Origin of the sequence: Pseudoalteromonas sp. SM9913 (assembly GCF_000184065.1) — a bacterium.
Taxonomy (GTDB): Bacteria; Pseudomonadota; Gammaproteobacteria; order Enterobacterales; family Alteromonadaceae; genus Pseudoalteromonas; species Pseudoalteromonas tetraodonis.
Window position 1 is genome coordinate 2,502,233 of the sequence record NC_014803.1, and the last position, 16,762, is coordinate 2,518,994.

Here is a 16,762-nt window from a genome sequence, read left to right on the forward strand (position 1 = left end):
AAAATAGAGCCCAGCATGATCAGTTCCGAAATTCAGCAATTTGAAAAGTACTACGCCCTGCTTACCGAGTATTTAGTTACCTACAGTATGCAAATAGTGGGCGCTATTTTTATTCTACTCGTTGGCCTGTGGGTCGCTAAAAAGCTCGCCGAAGTTGTCGCAAACTTAATGACCCGCCACAACATTGATATCACCCTGACTAATTTTGTCAGTAATGTAGTAAAAGTACTGCTGATCATTATGGTGATCATTATTGCGCTTGGTAAAATTGGCATTAGTGTGACCCCATTCGTAGCTGCAATAGGTGCCGCCTCATTGGGCGCAGGCTTAGCGTTACAAGGCATGCTTTCTAATTATGGCGCGGGGCTTGCCATTATTGCTACGCGGCCATTTGTGGTTGGCGATACCATAGAAGTAAAAGGCGTTAGTGGCCAAGTAAAAGTAATTGAGCTGGGGCACACCATATTAATTAATGAAGAAAAAGTAGAAATAACCATTCCTAACAAACATATTGTTGGCGAAATTCTGCATAACTCATTTAATTATTCACTGGTAAAAGGTGAAATAGACATAGCCTACAGTGCCTGTAGTGATACTGCGATAAGCCTTATTGAAAACGTATTAGTCAATCACGAACTCGTAGCTAAACAACCCAATGCACAAATTGGTATAGAACGTTTTGCTGATAGCGGCGTCACCATTAGTTATCGTTATTGGGTGCCCACCACTAAAATTATTGAAACTAAACTCGCTATAAATGGCGGTGTGTATAAAGCGATTAACGATGCCAATATTGAAATTCCGTTTCCACAACGCATTGTTACGCTTAATAAAAGCGACCTAAAATAAATAAAAACCTTAATATGATTTTAAATCATATTAAATTAATTAAGCGTGCTTACAAATAAAATAATAACGAGTCCTTATGCATCAATCACCTTTTTATCTAGGCGACTGGCAGGTAACACCTGCCAGCAATTGTATACAATGTGCTGAAAAAGTAACGCAATTAGAACCTAAAGCAATGGATGTATTATTATATCTTTGCTTACAAAAGGGCGAAATTGTCACCAGTGACGAATTACTCAATCAGTGCTGGCAAAACATTGAAGTAGGCGATAACCCACTGCATAAAACCATCACACAACTGCGAAAAGCACTGGGTGATAAGGCAAGCTCCCCGCTATACATAGAAACCATTCGTAAACGCGGCTACCGTATTATTGCAAAACTTGAGTTTCCATTTGCAGAAGATACATCAAGCTCTGTAAACACGTGGCAAGGCGGTTCTCCTTTTTTAGGCTTAAGCGCGTATAACCCAACCGATACCCATTTATTTTTTGGTCGTAACCAAGCCATCACCACCTTACTCGAAAACGTATCAAACCAAGTAAAATCTGGCCGTGCTTTTTGCTTAATACTTGGCCCAAGTGGTACGGGTAAATCGTCGTTAGTCAATGCGGGTATTTTACCAAAGCTACTTGATGAGCGCGGTTATGATGGTATTGGCGTTGTTTCATACACTCAGCTCGACTTTGCAGATGTGCATCAAACTAGGCTGTATTTAGATTTAGCCTCTGCCATGCTTGATTGGGATATAAACCAACACCCCGTATTTGAAGGATTAAGCTCGCAAACACTGGCGCAGCAATTAGAGCACACAATTGACGAAGTGATAAACACGTTACAAACTGCAATCAGTAAAGCAAATACAAAACTAAACACACCGCAGTTTTTTTTGTTTATAGACCGCTTAGAGGTGCTGCTTTCATCGCCACTATTTAGTCCCAACACCCGAAGTCATTTTTTATCGATTATTGAACGTTTAGCCACCTCTAAAGCGGTGATCGTATTTAGTGCGTGTCGTAACGACTTTTACCCTTTAGTGGTAGAGCAACCCAGCCTTATGGCCGCAAAAGCGAATGGCGCCCATTATGATTTAACCCCTCCCAACCGCCAGGAACTACAACAAATTATTCGCTTGCCGGCATTAACCGCTAATTTAACGTTCTCACACGACCCGCAAACCAAAACTCCGCTAGATGAAATACTGTGTGCAGATACCGCCAACAACCCTGATGCCCTGCCCATGTTGCAATACACACTGCAAGAGCTGTATTTACAGCGCAGTGAAAATAATGAGTTATTGCACAGCGTGTATGAAAAACTCGGCGGTATTGAAGGCGCCATTGGTAAAAAGGCAGAAGATGTTTTTATTGGGCTGAGCGCAAAACAACAACAACAACTAAAAAGCGTATTATCGCAGTTAGTGACGCTAAACCCAGATGGTAAAACCATTACTAGCCGTGCGGCCCGCTTACAAGCATTAACCAACACCAGCCAAAAAGAGCTTGTACAAGCCATGGTCGACAGCCGCTTATTTGTATCGCACTTACAAAACCAAGAAGCCTGCTTTAGCCTTGCCCACGAGGCATTATTACGCCAATGGCCACGTGCTAAACAGTGGATAAACGATCATAAAGATGCCCTTGCTATTAAAAGCCGTTTGCACCACCACACGCAACAGTGGCTTAATGAACATAAAAGTAGCGCTTACTTTTTAGCACCGGGTAAACCGCTGCAAGAAGCCGTTACCTTATTAAACGACAACATATTCAAACTAGACGATGACGAACGCGCGCTTATAACCAGCTCTCTTAAACACAGTAAAACAAAAACAACCATAAAACGCGGCACGATTGCGCTGCTTTGTTTACTTACCTGTGTTGCCCTATTTATGAGTGTTACTAGCTTTCAAGCGCAGCAACTTGCACAGCAAAAGCGCCAAGAGGCCGAAAGCTTACTAGGATTTATGGTAGGTGATTTTGCCGATAAATTACGCAGCGTAAAGCGTATGGACTTACTTGATGGCATTAGTAATAAAGCACTTGAGTATTTTACCAATCAAGTTGATGAGCCAAGCTCGCTATTTAACTTTAGCAGTCAACAAGGAGAATTTAAAAGTCGCTTTCAGTACGCGCAAACTCTGGAAGCCATGGGAGAAGTGGCCTATTCTCGCGGGAAAACCATTGAGGCCTTCACCGCCTTTGAAAACGCCCGCATTCGCCTTGAGGCGTTATTAAAAATTCAGCCAAACAACTTAGAGCTTCTCACACTCGCCGGTGCGAATGCCTTTTGGCTCGGCCAGCTCCATTATGATAAAAGTGATTACGCTGCCACTGAACCATTATTTAAAAAATATCATGCCTACAGTGAGAAAATGTATTCATTAGCACCAAATAGTTTTAACTCGATTATGGAGTTATCGTATTCGCATAATTCGCTGGGATCTTTGTATTTAAAGCAATTTAACTACACTGGCGCGAAACAACGCTTTACAGAGTCGCTTGCTTTAAAAAAAGAAGCCCTTGAGCTTAAACCCAATAATAAAAATTTGTTACGCGATAAAGCCGATACCATCAGTTGGCTGGCAAAAACAGAAGAGAGATTGGGTAACTTTAATGCAGCAGTGGATATGCTAGAAAATGCTGTTAACGTAGTAAAAAAAATGATTGTTTACTATCCTGATGACGCAAGCCTTCTTTATATGTCAGCAAATATACTTATGCAACAAAGTTATTTACTAAACTATTTAACTGACAAAAAAATGGCCTATTCAAAATCTAGCTTTGCTAACGAAACTATAAGCGAGGCTTTAAAGCAAGATTCAGAAAATAGTGAATTTCAACGAATGTATTATCTCTCTTTAGTGCAATTAATAATGCTATCTGACGAAAAGAAGGCTGATTTAGGAATAGAAAAAATTATTAGCTTCTTAAAATCAGAAGGCCTTAATAGTTTCAATTCAATCAATGCACAAATTAGCCTGATTCACTATTTTATTAGTAGACAGTTACCGCTTAAAGCACAAGATTTATTAACCAGCCTTGAGAAGGATAGCGAATTTAAACGGTACATAATTAATAAAATGAAAAGCGGCGATAATTTAGCCCTGACAGATATTAATTTACTTAAAGCAAAATTAGCTAAAAATAACGTGCAGCGAGATCAATTCTGCTTAAATGCGCTTAAAGCCATTACTCAAATAGCAGATACAAATCAAAGCATTCACAAAACGTACCGGCTAGTAAAGGTTTACACCTGCTTAAACCGCGCAAACGAAATCCCCCAGATAAAAGCACGTCTAGTTAAGCTGGGCATCAACAACTTTCAATTATAATCATGAATACAAAAGGAAATAATATGAATAATACTCAAGAACAAATCCGCTTTACAGTTAAGATTGTACTAGGCAATGACGACGAAGCTAACTTTACATACTTTATAGATGGTAAAGAAGTGACAGGTGGCGGAGTTGTAAGAACCGAAACTGCGGGCATTTATAGTTTAGATCAAGCCACGCTTGCTAAAGGTTTTTTATTTACTGGCGCCACTATCACCGATGTTAATAAAGAAACACCTTGCGCTCAAGACTTCAGCTTTAAAGTAAGCGATAACGGCCGTACAATTACCATTATCGATACCGATGAAAATCCAGGCACCGCCTCTGTTTAGTATTTAATGTTGAGTGTAATGGCAAAGCGTATAAGAGCACTGACCCTCAGGTTATAAATAAAGATATACTGTAAATTAAAATAACTTTTCTAAATTGCACAGGGCTGATTTACTCCTGTGCAATTTTTATAAGCCAAACACCTTAACGCTAACACATACCAAGCAGCATTATTAATAACCATCCTTTATTACTAATCTATAATAAAAACCTCAACTTTCAATTGCTGAGTAACTAATTTTCACCTTGCACAGGTTACTTAAAACCTGTGCAAGTATGATTTTTACCATTAAATATCAAGCAGTTAAAAACAGAAGATTACCGAAAGGTTTAATTGCACTTTTTTATGTAAATTTGTAGACATCAAAAACGTCTGTATCATGCTAAGGCTAAAACGTGTCTAAACAAATTAATAAAAAAGAGACTGCAGCGGTTAAAAACGATAAAGCATTGCCCTTCAATAGCGCTTTATTATCCCCTTTTTCGCATACTCAATTTGGCGCTTTAATTGAATTATTTAACGGCACCGCTGAAGGCATTTTTGTACTTAATGAGCACGGTGGTTTTGAGTTTGCAAACCCAAAAGCAGCGCAGCTATTAGGTTACTCTCAGCAATCTCTGATAGGCGAAAATTTACTGTCGTTTTTACACGGTGCAGACCTTGATAAATATAAACAGACCTTATTAAATTGGGTAGACATTAAAGATACTACCCTTAGCTTTGGTCCAAATGAAATAAAAATAAATAAAGCGAATGGTGATGTTATTGAAGCAGACTTATCAATATCAAGCATGCCAAAAAGTATTGCATCGGCGCAAAAATTATACGTTTGCATACTTCATGATCTCAGTACGCATAAAGCAATGTATAACCGTTTAAAAATACAAGCTTCAACCGATCACTTAACTGGGCTCGCTAATCGTTTAGCTTTAGATGAGTCACTAAAAAAATACTGGCAAGAAAGTATTCAAAGCCAACAACCTCTAACCAGCATATTGATTGATGTTGACCACTTTAAAAAATTCAACGACACCTATGGGCATATTAAAGGTGATAAATGCTTACAAAAAATTGCAAAAATGCTTTTGCATTGTATTCCGTCAAGAGAGTGTTTGGCTGCGAGATATGGCGGTGAGGAGTTTGCTATTATTTTACCGCGTTGCGATATAAAAAGTGCAACGATTGTTGCCAAGCATGTACAACAACAAATTAATGCGATGACATTTACAGATATAGGCCTACCACCAGAAGTTAAAGTTAGTGTAAGCCAAGGAATTGCCAGTGAAAATAATAACCAGTACCGCACCTACGAGGCGCTGTTATATGCCGCAGACACGGCTTTATACCGAGCAAAAACAGAAGGTAGAAATAAAATAAGTACGATTGTTTAAAGTTTAAATTAAAGGCCTTTTCATGACGCTATATCTATATTAAACGCCACTTCATGGAGGTGGCGTTTAGTTAAATAACGGCCAATTAAATTAAAGTAACAACAAACTACCTAAACCTAAAAAGGTCACAAAGCCGACAATATCAGTCACTGTGGTTAAAATCACTGAACCCGACAACGCAGGGTCAATTTTCATTTTATCTAAAATAGAGGGGATCACTACGCCCGCCAACGATGCAGCCACTAAATTCAGCAGTATTGCCACGGTAATGGTTATACTGAGCATAATATCGTTAAACCATACAAAGGTTAGCAAACCAATCACTAATGCCCACACCAAGCCATTTACCGCCCCTACTCGCAGCTCTTTTTTAAGTAATGCGTTTCGGTTTGAGTCAGTAACCTGACCCAGAGCCAGTCCTCGTACAATAACCGTTAAGGTTTGGCTACCGGCAATACCGCCCATTGACGCCACTACAGGCATTAATACCGCAAGTGCTACCACTTGTTCTATGGTTGCGCCAAACAAACCGATAAACCACGAGGCTAAAAATGCGGTTGCTAAGTTTATACCTAACCAAATACCACGGTTTTTAGCACTTTTACGAACACTGGCAAATAGATCTTCGTCTTCACGTAAACCACCGGCTTTTGCTGTGGCTTCGTCGGCTATTTCTTGACGTAATTCATAAGCTGATGCAATGGTTAAACGCCCTATTAATTTGTTATCGGCATTAACCACGGGCATGGCCATTTTCTCGCTATGAATAACCACTTCAGCGGCTTCATATAAATCATGGTCTGCGTGCAATGAGGTAAAGTCATGATTAGCTAACGTCATTAAACTCTCGTTATCATGCGCTTTTATCAGATCATTAACCGCAACTTCACCGATTAAGCTACCTTTACGGCTCACCAAATAAATAACTTCGCTGTATTGCGGTAAGCCTTTGTGTAGCAGCTTTTTAGCGCCACCCGCAGTGAGTTTGTCTGACACCTTTAAAAAATCAAACCCAATCCAGTGACCTAATTGCTCTGGTGTATATTGCTGAGCCAGTTCGTATTGCTTAGTTTGTGCTTCATCGAGTTGTTTTTTAGCGTAATCAATAAAACGTTGTGGAATAACTTCTTCTAACTCAAGTAGCTCTTCAACATTTACTTCGTCTAATAATTTAAATCCGGCACTGTCGTCTAGTGTTTGTAGTAACCATAAACAGCTATCTTCACTTAAATTAACAAAAATTTCGTGCTGCGTGTCTTCATCTAATAAATGCCAAATTTCAAGACGCTGCTCTTTAGGGATCGCCTCAAACAATAAAGATAAGTGCTCAGTTGATAAAGTTTGCTGAGCATCTATAAGTAATTTATTTTTGCGCTCAGTGGTATCACACTGCAATAAGTCGTTTATGAGTTGTGGTAACTGATCAACCGGATACTCTATCATTTAAAAACCCTAAAATAGTCGTTTCACTATAAATTTACTGTAATAAGTAAGTACTTATTAATGAGATTAGCTAGGGTCTGTTTATCTTTCGAGGTTGAATACGTTTCAATCCAAAAAGGTCAACAGACCCTTATAGTGTACATTAGTCGCTAATAAAAATATTAAAAAATCGCTGTGCTGTTAAATATTTATGGTTGTAGCAGGCAATAAACTATCGCGCTTTAGCTAAAAATAAAGCAAAAAAAAGCCGTAACTAAATAAGTCACGGCTTCCAAAAGCAATTAATAGCTAAGTGTTATTTATATTTTAAACTGACCAACTAAATCACCTAAGTTTTGACCTCGTCCCGCTAAGTGCTGACTTACCGAAGAGGTCGTTTTACTCGATTGCGTTAATTCATTCACAATTTCTTGAATTGCATACACGTTACGGTTTATCTCTTCTGTAACGCTACTTTGCTCAGTAGCTGCGGTGGCAATTTGTGTACTCATATCGTTAATTGTTGTTACCGATGTAGTAACCGCACCTAGACTTTCAGATATAGCGCGTGAAGACTCTACAGAGCGGTTACAGCTTTGTTGACTCGCTTGCATGGCTCCTACAGCCGCAGTGACTAAGTTATGTAATTCGCTAAGCATTTCATTAATTTCTAATGTGCTATCTTGAGTGCGGCTTGCTAAGCTTCTTACTTCATCAGCTACAACGGCAAAACCACGACCTTGCTCACCCGCTCGTGCAGCCTCAATAGCGGCGTTTAATGCCAATAAGTTCGTTTGCTCAGCAATCCCCCCAATGACACTCAACACGCTATTAATCTTTTTAGACTGTTCACTTAACGAGTTTACTTGCTCAGCGGCTTGGTTAATTTCACCCATTAAATTTGAAACTTCACTGAGTGAAACATCCACACAATCTTGCGCATTGGCCACTTCTTTTGTTGCTGCCTGCGTTGATACCGCAACTTGTGTGGTATTTTGTGCAACTTCATGCGAGGTTGCTGACATTTCAGTAATAGCGGTGACTACTAGTTCAGTTTCATGGTTATGTTTCAATAATTTATCTTCAATTAATAAGGTTTGCGTATTGATATCTGATGAGGCCGTTTTAACATCGCTCGTCACATCGACCACACCGGAAATAATACTATGCAGCTTACTAACAAACAGATTAAACGATTCACCTAGTTGACCAATTTCATCATGGGTGTCAATCACTAATCTTCTGGTTAAATCACCTTCACCTTTGGCTATGTCATCTAAACTTTGTACCATTCGATGTATTGGTTTAACCATATTACTCGCTGCATATAAGGCACCCACGGCTGCTAAACCAAGTAGCAGAAGTGATATTAAAAATAAGGTGGTCATTTTTTCAGTTAAATGCTCAGCCATGGTTGCTTGGTATTTAACTAGTTCAGCCTCAATGTCATCCATATAAGTACCCGTACCAATCATCCAGTTAGTACCTGGGATCATGGCTGCATACCCTATTTTTTCAATCAAACCCGTCGTGTTGGGTTTTTGAAAGTGATAGGTAAAAGACCCCCCCCCTTTACGAGCTTGCTCTAGTAAACCAACCACTATTTTTTTACCGTTTGGGTCGGTCATGTCTATTTTATTTTGCCCTTCAATTGCATCGCCTAACAATGCATGAAAAACACTCACGCCATCGGTATCGTAAATAAAATAATAGCCATCTTCGCCAAATTTTAAATCCCTTAGCGCATTTTTTGCGTCTTGTTCATTACCTTGTGCTAATTGGTATTGCACTATTTGAGAACCAATTTCAATTTCTGTTTTTAGCAGCGTTTGTTTATCTGCTATTAGTTTGGTTTTGAATTCATTAAAGTATTGCTGCTGATTTTGCTTCTCTAAATAATATGAGCCCGCCATAAAACTGATTAGCAATACAATTAATGGTAAAACAGCCAACAGTAGCAATTTGTTTTTTAAGCTTAAATTACCCATTATTTCTCCAATTAACATTACAAGCCATCAAGCTCTTTTTATTTTGTAGCCCGTTAGCTAAAAAATTTCATTGTTTGCATTACTATACAACGCATACCTGTATACAAATTAAGCACAAACGAGATCGTTTAGCAATCTAATACACTCTTGCAATAGTAAAACACACTAAAAAACACTTTATAACTAGACGATAGTATATAAGCAGTAATAAAGAACCAAAACCAATTTAGCCTTTCAAATAGCCAGTACACAGCTTGTTAAACTTCCTTAAAGCTAAATTAACCTGACTAACGCTATTTTAGCTTTAATGAAATTAAATATTGGGCATCACACAAAGGTCTTGCTTTCTGAGTTAAAACGCAAATAATGAAGCAACTAACTACTGGGTAAGAATGAGGAAAATGAGTTACATACTAACCACCCAATGCGCCGATGATATTGGCTTAATCGCCAAAATTACCGGACTGTGTCACAGACATAACTTAAACATTATTCGTAATAACGAGTTTGTAGATAAAGATGCACAGCGCTTTTTTATGCGCACTGAACTCACTGGCGAACCCCACACTGAGTTTTTAGCACAGCTGCGCGAAGTATTACCCGCAGGTGCAAAAGTGGCGCTACACGGTGAAGAAAAAACCAAAGTTGTTTTATTAGCCACAAAAGAAGCCCACTGTTTAGGCGGCATGTTGTTAAAACAATTTGAACAAACCCTAAACATAGAGATACTTGCCGTGATTGCCAATTATCCTACATTAGAGCCTTTGGTTAAGGGATTTGATATTCCTTTTCATGTGGTTTCTCATGAAGGACTTACGCGCAGTGAGCACGACGAAAAAGTCGGTGACTTAATTGCCAGCTATAACCCTGACATTATTGGGTTAGCTAAATACATGCGTATTTTAAGCCCTGAGTTTGTTGGTCGATTTGAGGGTAAAATCATCAATATTCATCACTCATTTTTACCGGCTTTTATTGGTGCTAAACCGTATCATCAGGCGTTTGAGCGCGGTGTAAAAATTATTGGTGCCACGGCTCACTTTGTAAATAATGAGCTAGATGAAGGCCCTATTATTTTACAAGACGTATCGAGTGTAACCCATGCTAATACGGCTGAAATGATGGCTAAAATGGGTAAAGACGTGGAAAAAACAGTGTTTTGTAAAGCATTGCAACTAGCATCAGAACATAAGCTATTTATTAATGGCAATAAAACCGTCGTATTTTCATAATTTTTACTTTTTAAATAAAAATGCCAGCTAATAAGCTGGCATTTTTTATAAGTAAATATTAAACCTTACTTAGTTAGGGTGTGTAATACGTTGGTGCCCCAGGGCCTACTGGCATACCTAAAACAAATACCCATAAGTAAAACAGCACCACCCAACCAACAAAGAAAATAATACTATATGGCAACATAGTCGCTACCAAAGTACCTATTCCCATGTCTTTTTTGTATTTAGTGGCAACCGCGAGGATCAAGCCAAAGTAACTCATCATCGGGGTAATTAAGTTAGTTACCGAATCACCAATACGATAAGCTGCTTGAATTGTCTCGGGGGCATAACCTATAAGCATCAGCATAGGAACAAAAATAGGGGCTGTTACTGCCCACTGCGCTGACGATGAGCCTAGCGTTAAGTTCACTAAAGCACACATTAAAATAAACAACACAAATACTTCCGGCCCCGTTAGGCTAAGTGCCTGTAATAATGCAGCGCCATTAATGGCTAAAATAGTACCTAAGTTAGTCCACTTAAAAAATGCCACAAACTGCGCAGCAAAAAAGACTAATACAATGTACATTCCCATAGAGCTCATACTTTTGCTCATGGCGTTAATCACGTCTTTATCATTTTTCATGGTGCCAACAACGCGGCCATACACAAAACCTGGAATACCAAAGGTGACAAAAATAAAAACCACAATCCCTTTTAAAAACGGCGAGTGAGCAACTAGGCCTGTTTCTGGGTTACGTAAAATACCGTCTGCGGGTACAACCGTCCACGCGAGTAGTAATGAAACAACAAGTAATGAGAATCCAGCCCATTTTAAGCCCGACTTTTCTTTATCAGTTAAACCGGCAATGTTGTTTTGAGCTAAATCTTCACTGGCTTCGTCTGGGTTATATTTGCCTAATCGCGGCTCTACAATTTTCTCAGTAACTAGCGTGCCTAATATGGCAATTAAAAATACCGATATCATCATGAAATACCAGTTTGCTTCTGCGCCTACTTGGTAAGTTGGGTCAATCATTTGTGCAGCTGGCGTGGTAATACCGGCTAGTAACGGATCAATAGTACCCAATAATAAATTAGCACTGTAACCACCAGATACCCCAGCAAATGCCGCAGCAAGACCGGCAAGCGGATGACGACCTAAGCTATGAAATATCATTGCCGCTAGCGGAATCAATACCACATAGCCAAGCTCAGAAGCTGTATTGGATAATATAGCGGCAAACACCACCATAAAGGTCACTAAGCGTTTTGATGCCCCCATTACCATGCCACGCATAGCAGCAGACAATAGCCCTGAATGCTCTGCTACACTCACACCTAATAGCGCAACTAATACAGTCCCTAATGGCGCAAAGCTAGTAAAGTTGGTCACCAGCCCCGTTACAATACGTTGTAAGCCTTCTGCACTGAGTAAGCTTACTACTTCAATAACACCATCTGGATCGCGCCCAGCAGAGCCCTCAGGCCGTGGATCGATAGCACTGAGTCCAAACCAATCGGCAATACCACTAAATAAAATAATGGCAATACAAAACAATGCAAATAACGTAATTGGGTGGGGAAGCATGTTCCCTAAAAATTCTACAGTGGCTAAAAATCGATTAAACCAGCCGTTCTTTGCGACCTGATTTTCATCTTGGGATGTGTTTGGTGAGTCTATTGAGTCTGACATACCATGCTCTCTTAATTACAAAATGCCCGTAACCTAGCATTATTTACCCAGCAGGTCATGTAATAAAGATGAATGACTTGTTATGTCATAGTAACTGAATGGTTTCGCGTGCTTGAGTTGCAAAAAAGAGGCTCTCGCCTCTAATTTAACCTGTTTAAACTTGCTCTATGGGTTCTAGTTGTAATTTTGCGGCAATTAAAACAGCTTGAGTTCGGTTATAAACACCGAGTTTTCTAAATATGGCAGTTATGTGTGCTTTGACGGTGGCTTCTGAAATATGCAGTTCGTAAGCTATTTGTTTATTCAGTAGGCCTTCGTGCAAATATTGCAATACACGGTATTGCTGTGGAGTAAGTGATGCAACTTGTGCGGCAATTTCCCTATCTTCGCCTTCTATTTCAGCTACCTTACTTTTTAGTTCAGTTGGCAGCCAAGTGTCGCCTTCAAGTATTTGGTTTATTGCATTAGCAATATCATCCGATGAAGATGATTTGGGAATAAACCCCATAGCGCCATAACCCATTACCTTAGAAACAATATTTACATCTTCACTACCCGAAACCACCGCAATCGGTAAGCTCGGATAATCTTCACGAATACGGATTAATCCGTATAAGTCACCGTTACCTGGCATGTGTAAATCTAGTAGTAATATATCAAGATCTTCTTGTTCGCTTAACACTTTCAATGTGCTATCAAAATCGGCCGATTCAAAAACCTCTAAACCTGCAAATTTTGCGCTCAAAGCGCCCTTTAATGCTTCGCGAAATAACGGATGATCGTCCGCTATTAAAAACTGACTCATTGTTCACTCCCAAAAATTCGGCTGCTATCCAATAGACAACAGCCGATATACTACGTTTAGAATCAACTTCTAATCAAGCTTTTAACGCGAAATTAACGATTTAATCGATTTTCTACTAGCTCATCAACGACTGACGGATCGGCGAGTGTCGACGTATCACCAAGCTGTTGATACTCATTTGCAGCAATTTTACGTAAAATACGACGCATAATTTTGCCTGAGCGAGTTTTTGGTAACCCTGGCGACCATTGGATCATATCGGGTGATGCAATAGGGCTAAGCTCTTTACGTACCCAATTACGGATCTCTTTTGTTAGCTCATCACTCACTGTTACACCCTCGTTAGGTGTAATGTAAACATATATGCCTTGGCCTTTAATATCGTGCGGGTAACCGACAACTGCAGCTTCAGCTACGGCTTCATGAGCAACTAAGGCACTTTCAATTTCAGCAGTACCTAAACGGTGCCCAGATACATTAAGCACATCATCCACACGCCCTGTGATCCAGTAATCTCCGTCTTCATCACGACGACAACCGTCACCGGTGAAGTAAACACCCGGGTAAGCACTAAAATAAGTTTGCTCAAAGCGCTCGTGATCGCCATACACAGTTCGTGCTTGCGAAGGCCAGCTATCTAAAATAACTAGGTTTCCTTCAACAGCGCCCTCTAATGTATTACCCTCAGCATCAAATAACGCCGGTGCAATACCAAAAAATGGACGAGTTGCAGAGCCTGGTTTCATATCAGTTGCACCTGGAAGAGGCGCAATCATAATGCCGCCAGTTTCAGTTTGCCACCAGGTATCAACGATTGGGCAGTTAGATTTACCAATTTTTTCGTAGTACCACGTCCACGCTTCGGGGTTAATTGGCTCTCCTACTGAACCTAAAATACGCAGGCTATCTCGGTTTGAACTGGCAATTGGCTCATCACCTTTGGCCATAAGCGCTCGAATAGCAGTAGGTGCGGTGTATAAAATAGTAACGTTATGTTTATCAACAACTTCACCCATACGCCCTGCTGTTGGGTAAGTTGGCACACCTTCGAATACGACTTGCGTACACCCATTAACAAGCGGGCCATAAGCAATATAACTGTGACCTGTGATCCAGCCCACATCGGCACTACACCAAAAAATATCATCTTCTTTTAAGTCAAAAACATATTCATGAGTCATTGATGAATACACTAAATAACCACCAGTGGTATGTACCACACCTTTAGGCTGCCCCGTAGAACCTGAGGTATATAAAATAAACAATGGGTCTTCAGCGTTCATGCGCTCAGGCTCACACTCGGGTGCTTCATCAGCAACTAAGTCATGCCACCAAATATCATGGCTATGCCAATCAACATCGCCAGAGGTCAGTTTATGAACAACTACGTGCTCAACGGTAGTTACCGAATCTTGTAACACCGCTTCATCTACATTGGCTTTAAGCGGTACACAGTTACCCGCGCGTCGACCTTCATCTGATGTGATCACCACCTTAGCGCCTGAATCATTAATACGATCTGCAATAGCAGATGGTGAAAAGCCACCGAATATAACTGAATGAATCGCACCTATACGGGCACAAGCTTGCATTGCATAAATAGCTTGTGGGCTCATTGGCATATAAATGGCAACACGGTCACCTTTTTTTACACCCAATTTTTTTAAGCCATTGGCAAATTTAGCGACTTCGTCATGTAGTTGTTGGTAGGTAATATTTTCACTTTGCGAAGGATCATCGCCTTCCCAAATAAGCGCTACTTTATCTGCTTTTGTTTTTAAGTGGCGGTCGATACAGTTGTAAGATGCATTAAGGTAGCCATCTTCATACCATTTGATATTAATATGGCCTTTATCAAATGAAGTGTTTTTTACTTTTGAATAAGGAGTAAACCAGTCAAGACGCTTACCGTGCTCAGCCCAAAACCCTTCAGGGTCTTCTACAGACTGTTTATACATCGTATTATATTTTTCATTATCGACGAGCGCTGCGTTTTTAATATGCGCAGGAACTGGGTAGATACTTTGTGACATATTAGTCTCCAATTTATATTACTTGCCTTAGGCTTTTCATCAAGGATTACTCAGCGGTGCACTATTAAATATTAGACATTAGTTGTATCTAGGTTCAAACAGCTATTATCTTATCTATAATCCCCTTAGTTACACTTGATATACATAAAAATACACATTATTAAAGCAAAGAATATGAACAACTCATATTTATTAAACCTTAGTCTAATAGACTAATAGTTGATTGAGTAAATTGTGTACATATACAACAGTAGCTTAAATATTTAAAAGTATTAACTGTTTATTAACAATCCTTATTTACTTACAAATTAAATTAAAACTATGTAAATTCAATTTGTTAGTACTATATAAGTAACACACGTTAGAAAAAACATACAACAAGTAGCCTATAAAAGGACGCAACAATGAAACTTACTCCAATTAAAACACTGGCAGCTACAGCTGTACTTTGTGCACTTTCTAGCACAGCTTATGCCGCAACAGCTGCAAAAATAGGTGATACCGAATTCACCTACGGTGGATACATTAAACTCGACGCAATGTGGAGTGACTACTCAGCAGGTGCGCCTGCAGGCACCAGTGTTGGCCGTGACTTTTATGTACCAAGTACATTAACCGTTGGCAGCGATAATAACTCAGACGCTGTATTTGATATGCACGCACGTGAATCTCGCTTTAACTTTGGTACGTCTACACTTTTAGATAATGGCAAAACGGTTAAAACTAAAATTGAGTTAGACTTTTTAGCTTCTGCTCCTGGCGGCAACGAGCGTGTGTCCAATTCATATTCTCCGCGTATTCGCCATGCCTTTATTTCTTATGATGGCTGGTTATTTGGTCAAACATGGTCAAACTTTCAAAACGTCGGTGCATTACCAGAAGCGCTTGATTTTGTTGGCCCAGCTGAAGGCACCGTCTTTGTTCGTCAATCTCAAATTAAATACACTACGGGCGCATGGTCTTTCTCTTTAGAAAACCCAGAAAGCACAATTACAACACCTGGTGGTGGCATGGCAGTGACGGATGATGCCTCATTACCTGATTTTACTGCACGCTATACGCATAATGCTGACTGGGGTAACTTTGTAGTTGCTGCACTCGCTCGTCAATTAACTTATAAAGTAGGCGGTGTTGATGCCGATGAAACTTCTTTTGGTGTCAGTGCATCAGGTATGGTTAAACTAGGTGAAGACAACCTTAAATTTATGCTTACTCAAGGTAAAGGGTTAGGTCGTTATGTTGGTCTAAACGTAGCACGTGGTGCGGTACTCAACGGTGATGATTTAGATGCCATTGATTCAACATCAGGTTTTATTGCTTATCAACATAAGTGGAACAGCCAATGGCGCTCTACATTCCTATATTCGTTTTTCTCAGCAGATAACAATACAGACTTACTTTCATTCTCAGGTGATCCGACAGAATCAAGCCAAAGCTACAGCGCAAATATTCTGTACTCACCTGTTAAACGCTTAACCTTTGGTGCTGAATTAAAACATGCAGAACGCGAGCTTGAAAGTGGCGTAGATGGCGATATGGATCGCTTACAGTTCTCTGTTAAATATGCATTTTAATTTCTTTACTAATTAAAGTACTGATTTACTTCCTGAGCGGCTTCGGCCGCTTTTTTGGGTTTTTAACTAGCGCTCAGGTTAACTACAACCACACGCTTTATTTAAAAAATATCAAAGATGTG

At 39.7% G+C, this 16,762-nt stretch carries 11 protein-coding genes; 6 read left to right on the plus strand and 5 right to left on the minus strand.

Features of this window, described 5'->3' with window-relative positions:
• Nucleotides 1-15: 15 nt before the first annotated feature.
• From PSM_RS11505 to PSM_RS11520, 4 genes are all read left to right on the plus strand, one after another.
• On the plus strand, nt 16-849 hold the full coding sequence (locus PSM_RS11505; RefSeq protein WP_013465651.1) for a mechanosensitive ion channel family protein: 834 nt from the start codon (nt 16-18) through the stop codon (nt 847-849).
• Between the two features lie 76 nt (nt 850-925).
• On the plus strand, nt 926-4,180 hold the full coding sequence (locus PSM_RS11510; RefSeq protein ID WP_013465652.1) for an nSTAND1 domain-containing NTPase: 3,255 nt from the start codon (nt 926-928) through the stop codon (nt 4,178-4,180).
• A 23-nt stretch (nt 4,181-4,203) separates the two neighbouring features.
• On the plus strand, nt 4,204-4,515 hold the full coding sequence (locus tag PSM_RS11515) for a DP-EP family protein (RefSeq protein WP_013465653.1): 312 nt from the start codon (nt 4,204-4,206) through the stop codon (nt 4,513-4,515).
• Between the two features lie 394 nt (nt 4,516-4,909).
• A complete protein-coding gene (locus PSM_RS11520; protein ID WP_013465654.1) occupies nt 4,910-5,905 on the plus strand; it encodes a sensor domain-containing diguanylate cyclase in 996 nt (331 codons plus the stop codon).
• A gap of 90 nt (nt 5,906-5,995) precedes the next feature.
• Here the strand turns inward: PSM_RS11520 and PSM_RS11525 are convergent, their stop codons facing one another.
• On the minus strand, nt 5,996-7,348 hold the full coding sequence (locus PSM_RS11525; protein ID WP_013465655.1) for a magnesium transporter: 1,353 nt from the start codon (nt 7,346-7,348) through the stop codon (nt 5,996-5,998).
• 299 nt (nt 7,349-7,647) lie between these two features.
• On the minus strand, nt 7,648-9,315 hold the full coding sequence (locus tag PSM_RS11530; protein ID WP_024602336.1) for a methyl-accepting chemotaxis protein: 1,668 nt from the start codon (nt 9,313-9,315) through the stop codon (nt 7,648-7,650).
• Nucleotides 9,316-9,716: 401 nt separating this feature from the next.
• Between PSM_RS11530 and purU the strand changes: the two genes are divergently transcribed.
• Nucleotides 9,717-10,547, plus strand: coding sequence for a formyltetrahydrofolate deformylase (purU, locus tag PSM_RS11535; RefSeq protein ID WP_013465657.1), 831 nt, complete (start codon nt 9,717-9,719; stop codon nt 10,545-10,547).
• A gap of 73 nt (nt 10,548-10,620) precedes the next feature.
• Here the strand turns inward: purU and PSM_RS11540 are convergent, their stop codons facing one another.
• From PSM_RS11540 to acs, 3 genes are all read right to left on the minus strand, one after another.
• Entirely contained in the window at nt 10,621-12,228 is a 1,608-nt protein-coding gene (locus PSM_RS11540) for an AbgT family transporter (protein WP_013465658.1), read from the minus strand.
• 154 nt (nt 12,229-12,382) lie between these two features.
• Nucleotides 12,383-13,033: a response regulator transcription factor gene (locus tag PSM_RS11545; RefSeq protein WP_013465659.1), complete on the minus strand. Its 651-nt coding sequence runs from the start codon at nt 13,031-13,033 to the stop codon at nt 12,383-12,385.
• Nucleotides 13,034-13,125: 92 nt separating this feature from the next.
• Complete coding sequence (gene acs, locus PSM_RS11550; RefSeq protein WP_013465660.1) at nt 13,126-15,066, minus strand: acetate--CoA ligase; 1,941 nt, start codon at nt 15,064-15,066, stop codon at nt 13,126-13,128.
• 404 nt (nt 15,067-15,470) lie between these two features.
• Between acs and PSM_RS11555 the strand changes: the two genes are divergently transcribed.
• Complete coding sequence (locus tag PSM_RS11555) at nt 15,471-16,640, plus strand: DcaP family trimeric outer membrane transporter (RefSeq protein WP_013465661.1); 1,170 nt, start codon at nt 15,471-15,473, stop codon at nt 16,638-16,640.
• Nucleotides 16,641-16,762 lie beyond the last annotated feature (122 nt).

Bases quoted from the DNA above. Each gene is read 5' to 3' on its own strand.
- PSM_RS11515 (WP_013465653.1), top strand. From the start codon at position 4,204: ATGAATAATACTCAAGAACAAATCCGCTTTACAGTTAAGATTGTACTA.
- PSM_RS11545 (WP_013465659.1), bottom strand. From the start codon at position 13,033: ATGAGTCAGTTTTTAATAGCGGACGATCATCCGTTATTTCGCGAAGCA.
- PSM_RS11505 (WP_013465651.1), top strand. From the start codon at position 16: ATGATCAGTTCCGAAATTCAGCAATTTGAAAAGTACTACGCCCTGCTT.
- PSM_RS11555 (WP_013465661.1), top strand. From the start codon at position 15,471: ATGAAACTTACTCCAATTAAAACACTGGCAGCTACAGCTGTACTTTGT.
- acs (WP_013465660.1), bottom strand. From the start codon at position 15,066: ATGTCACAAAGTATCTACCCAGTTCCTGCGCATATTAAAAACGCAGCG.
- PSM_RS11530 (WP_024602336.1), bottom strand. From the start codon at position 9,315: ATGGGTAATTTAAGCTTAAAAAACAAATTGCTACTGTTGGCTGTTTTA.
- PSM_RS11510 (WP_013465652.1), top strand. From the start codon at position 926: ATGCATCAATCACCTTTTTATCTAGGCGACTGGCAGGTAACACCTGCC.
- purU (WP_013465657.1), top strand. From the start codon at position 9,717: ATGAGTTACATACTAACCACCCAATGCGCCGATGATATTGGCTTAATC.
- PSM_RS11525 (WP_013465655.1), bottom strand. From the start codon at position 7,348: ATGATAGAGTATCCGGTTGATCAGTTACCACAACTCATAAACGACTTA.
- PSM_RS11540 (WP_013465658.1), bottom strand. From the start codon at position 12,228: ATGTCAGACTCAATAGACTCACCAAACACATCCCAAGATGAAAATCAG.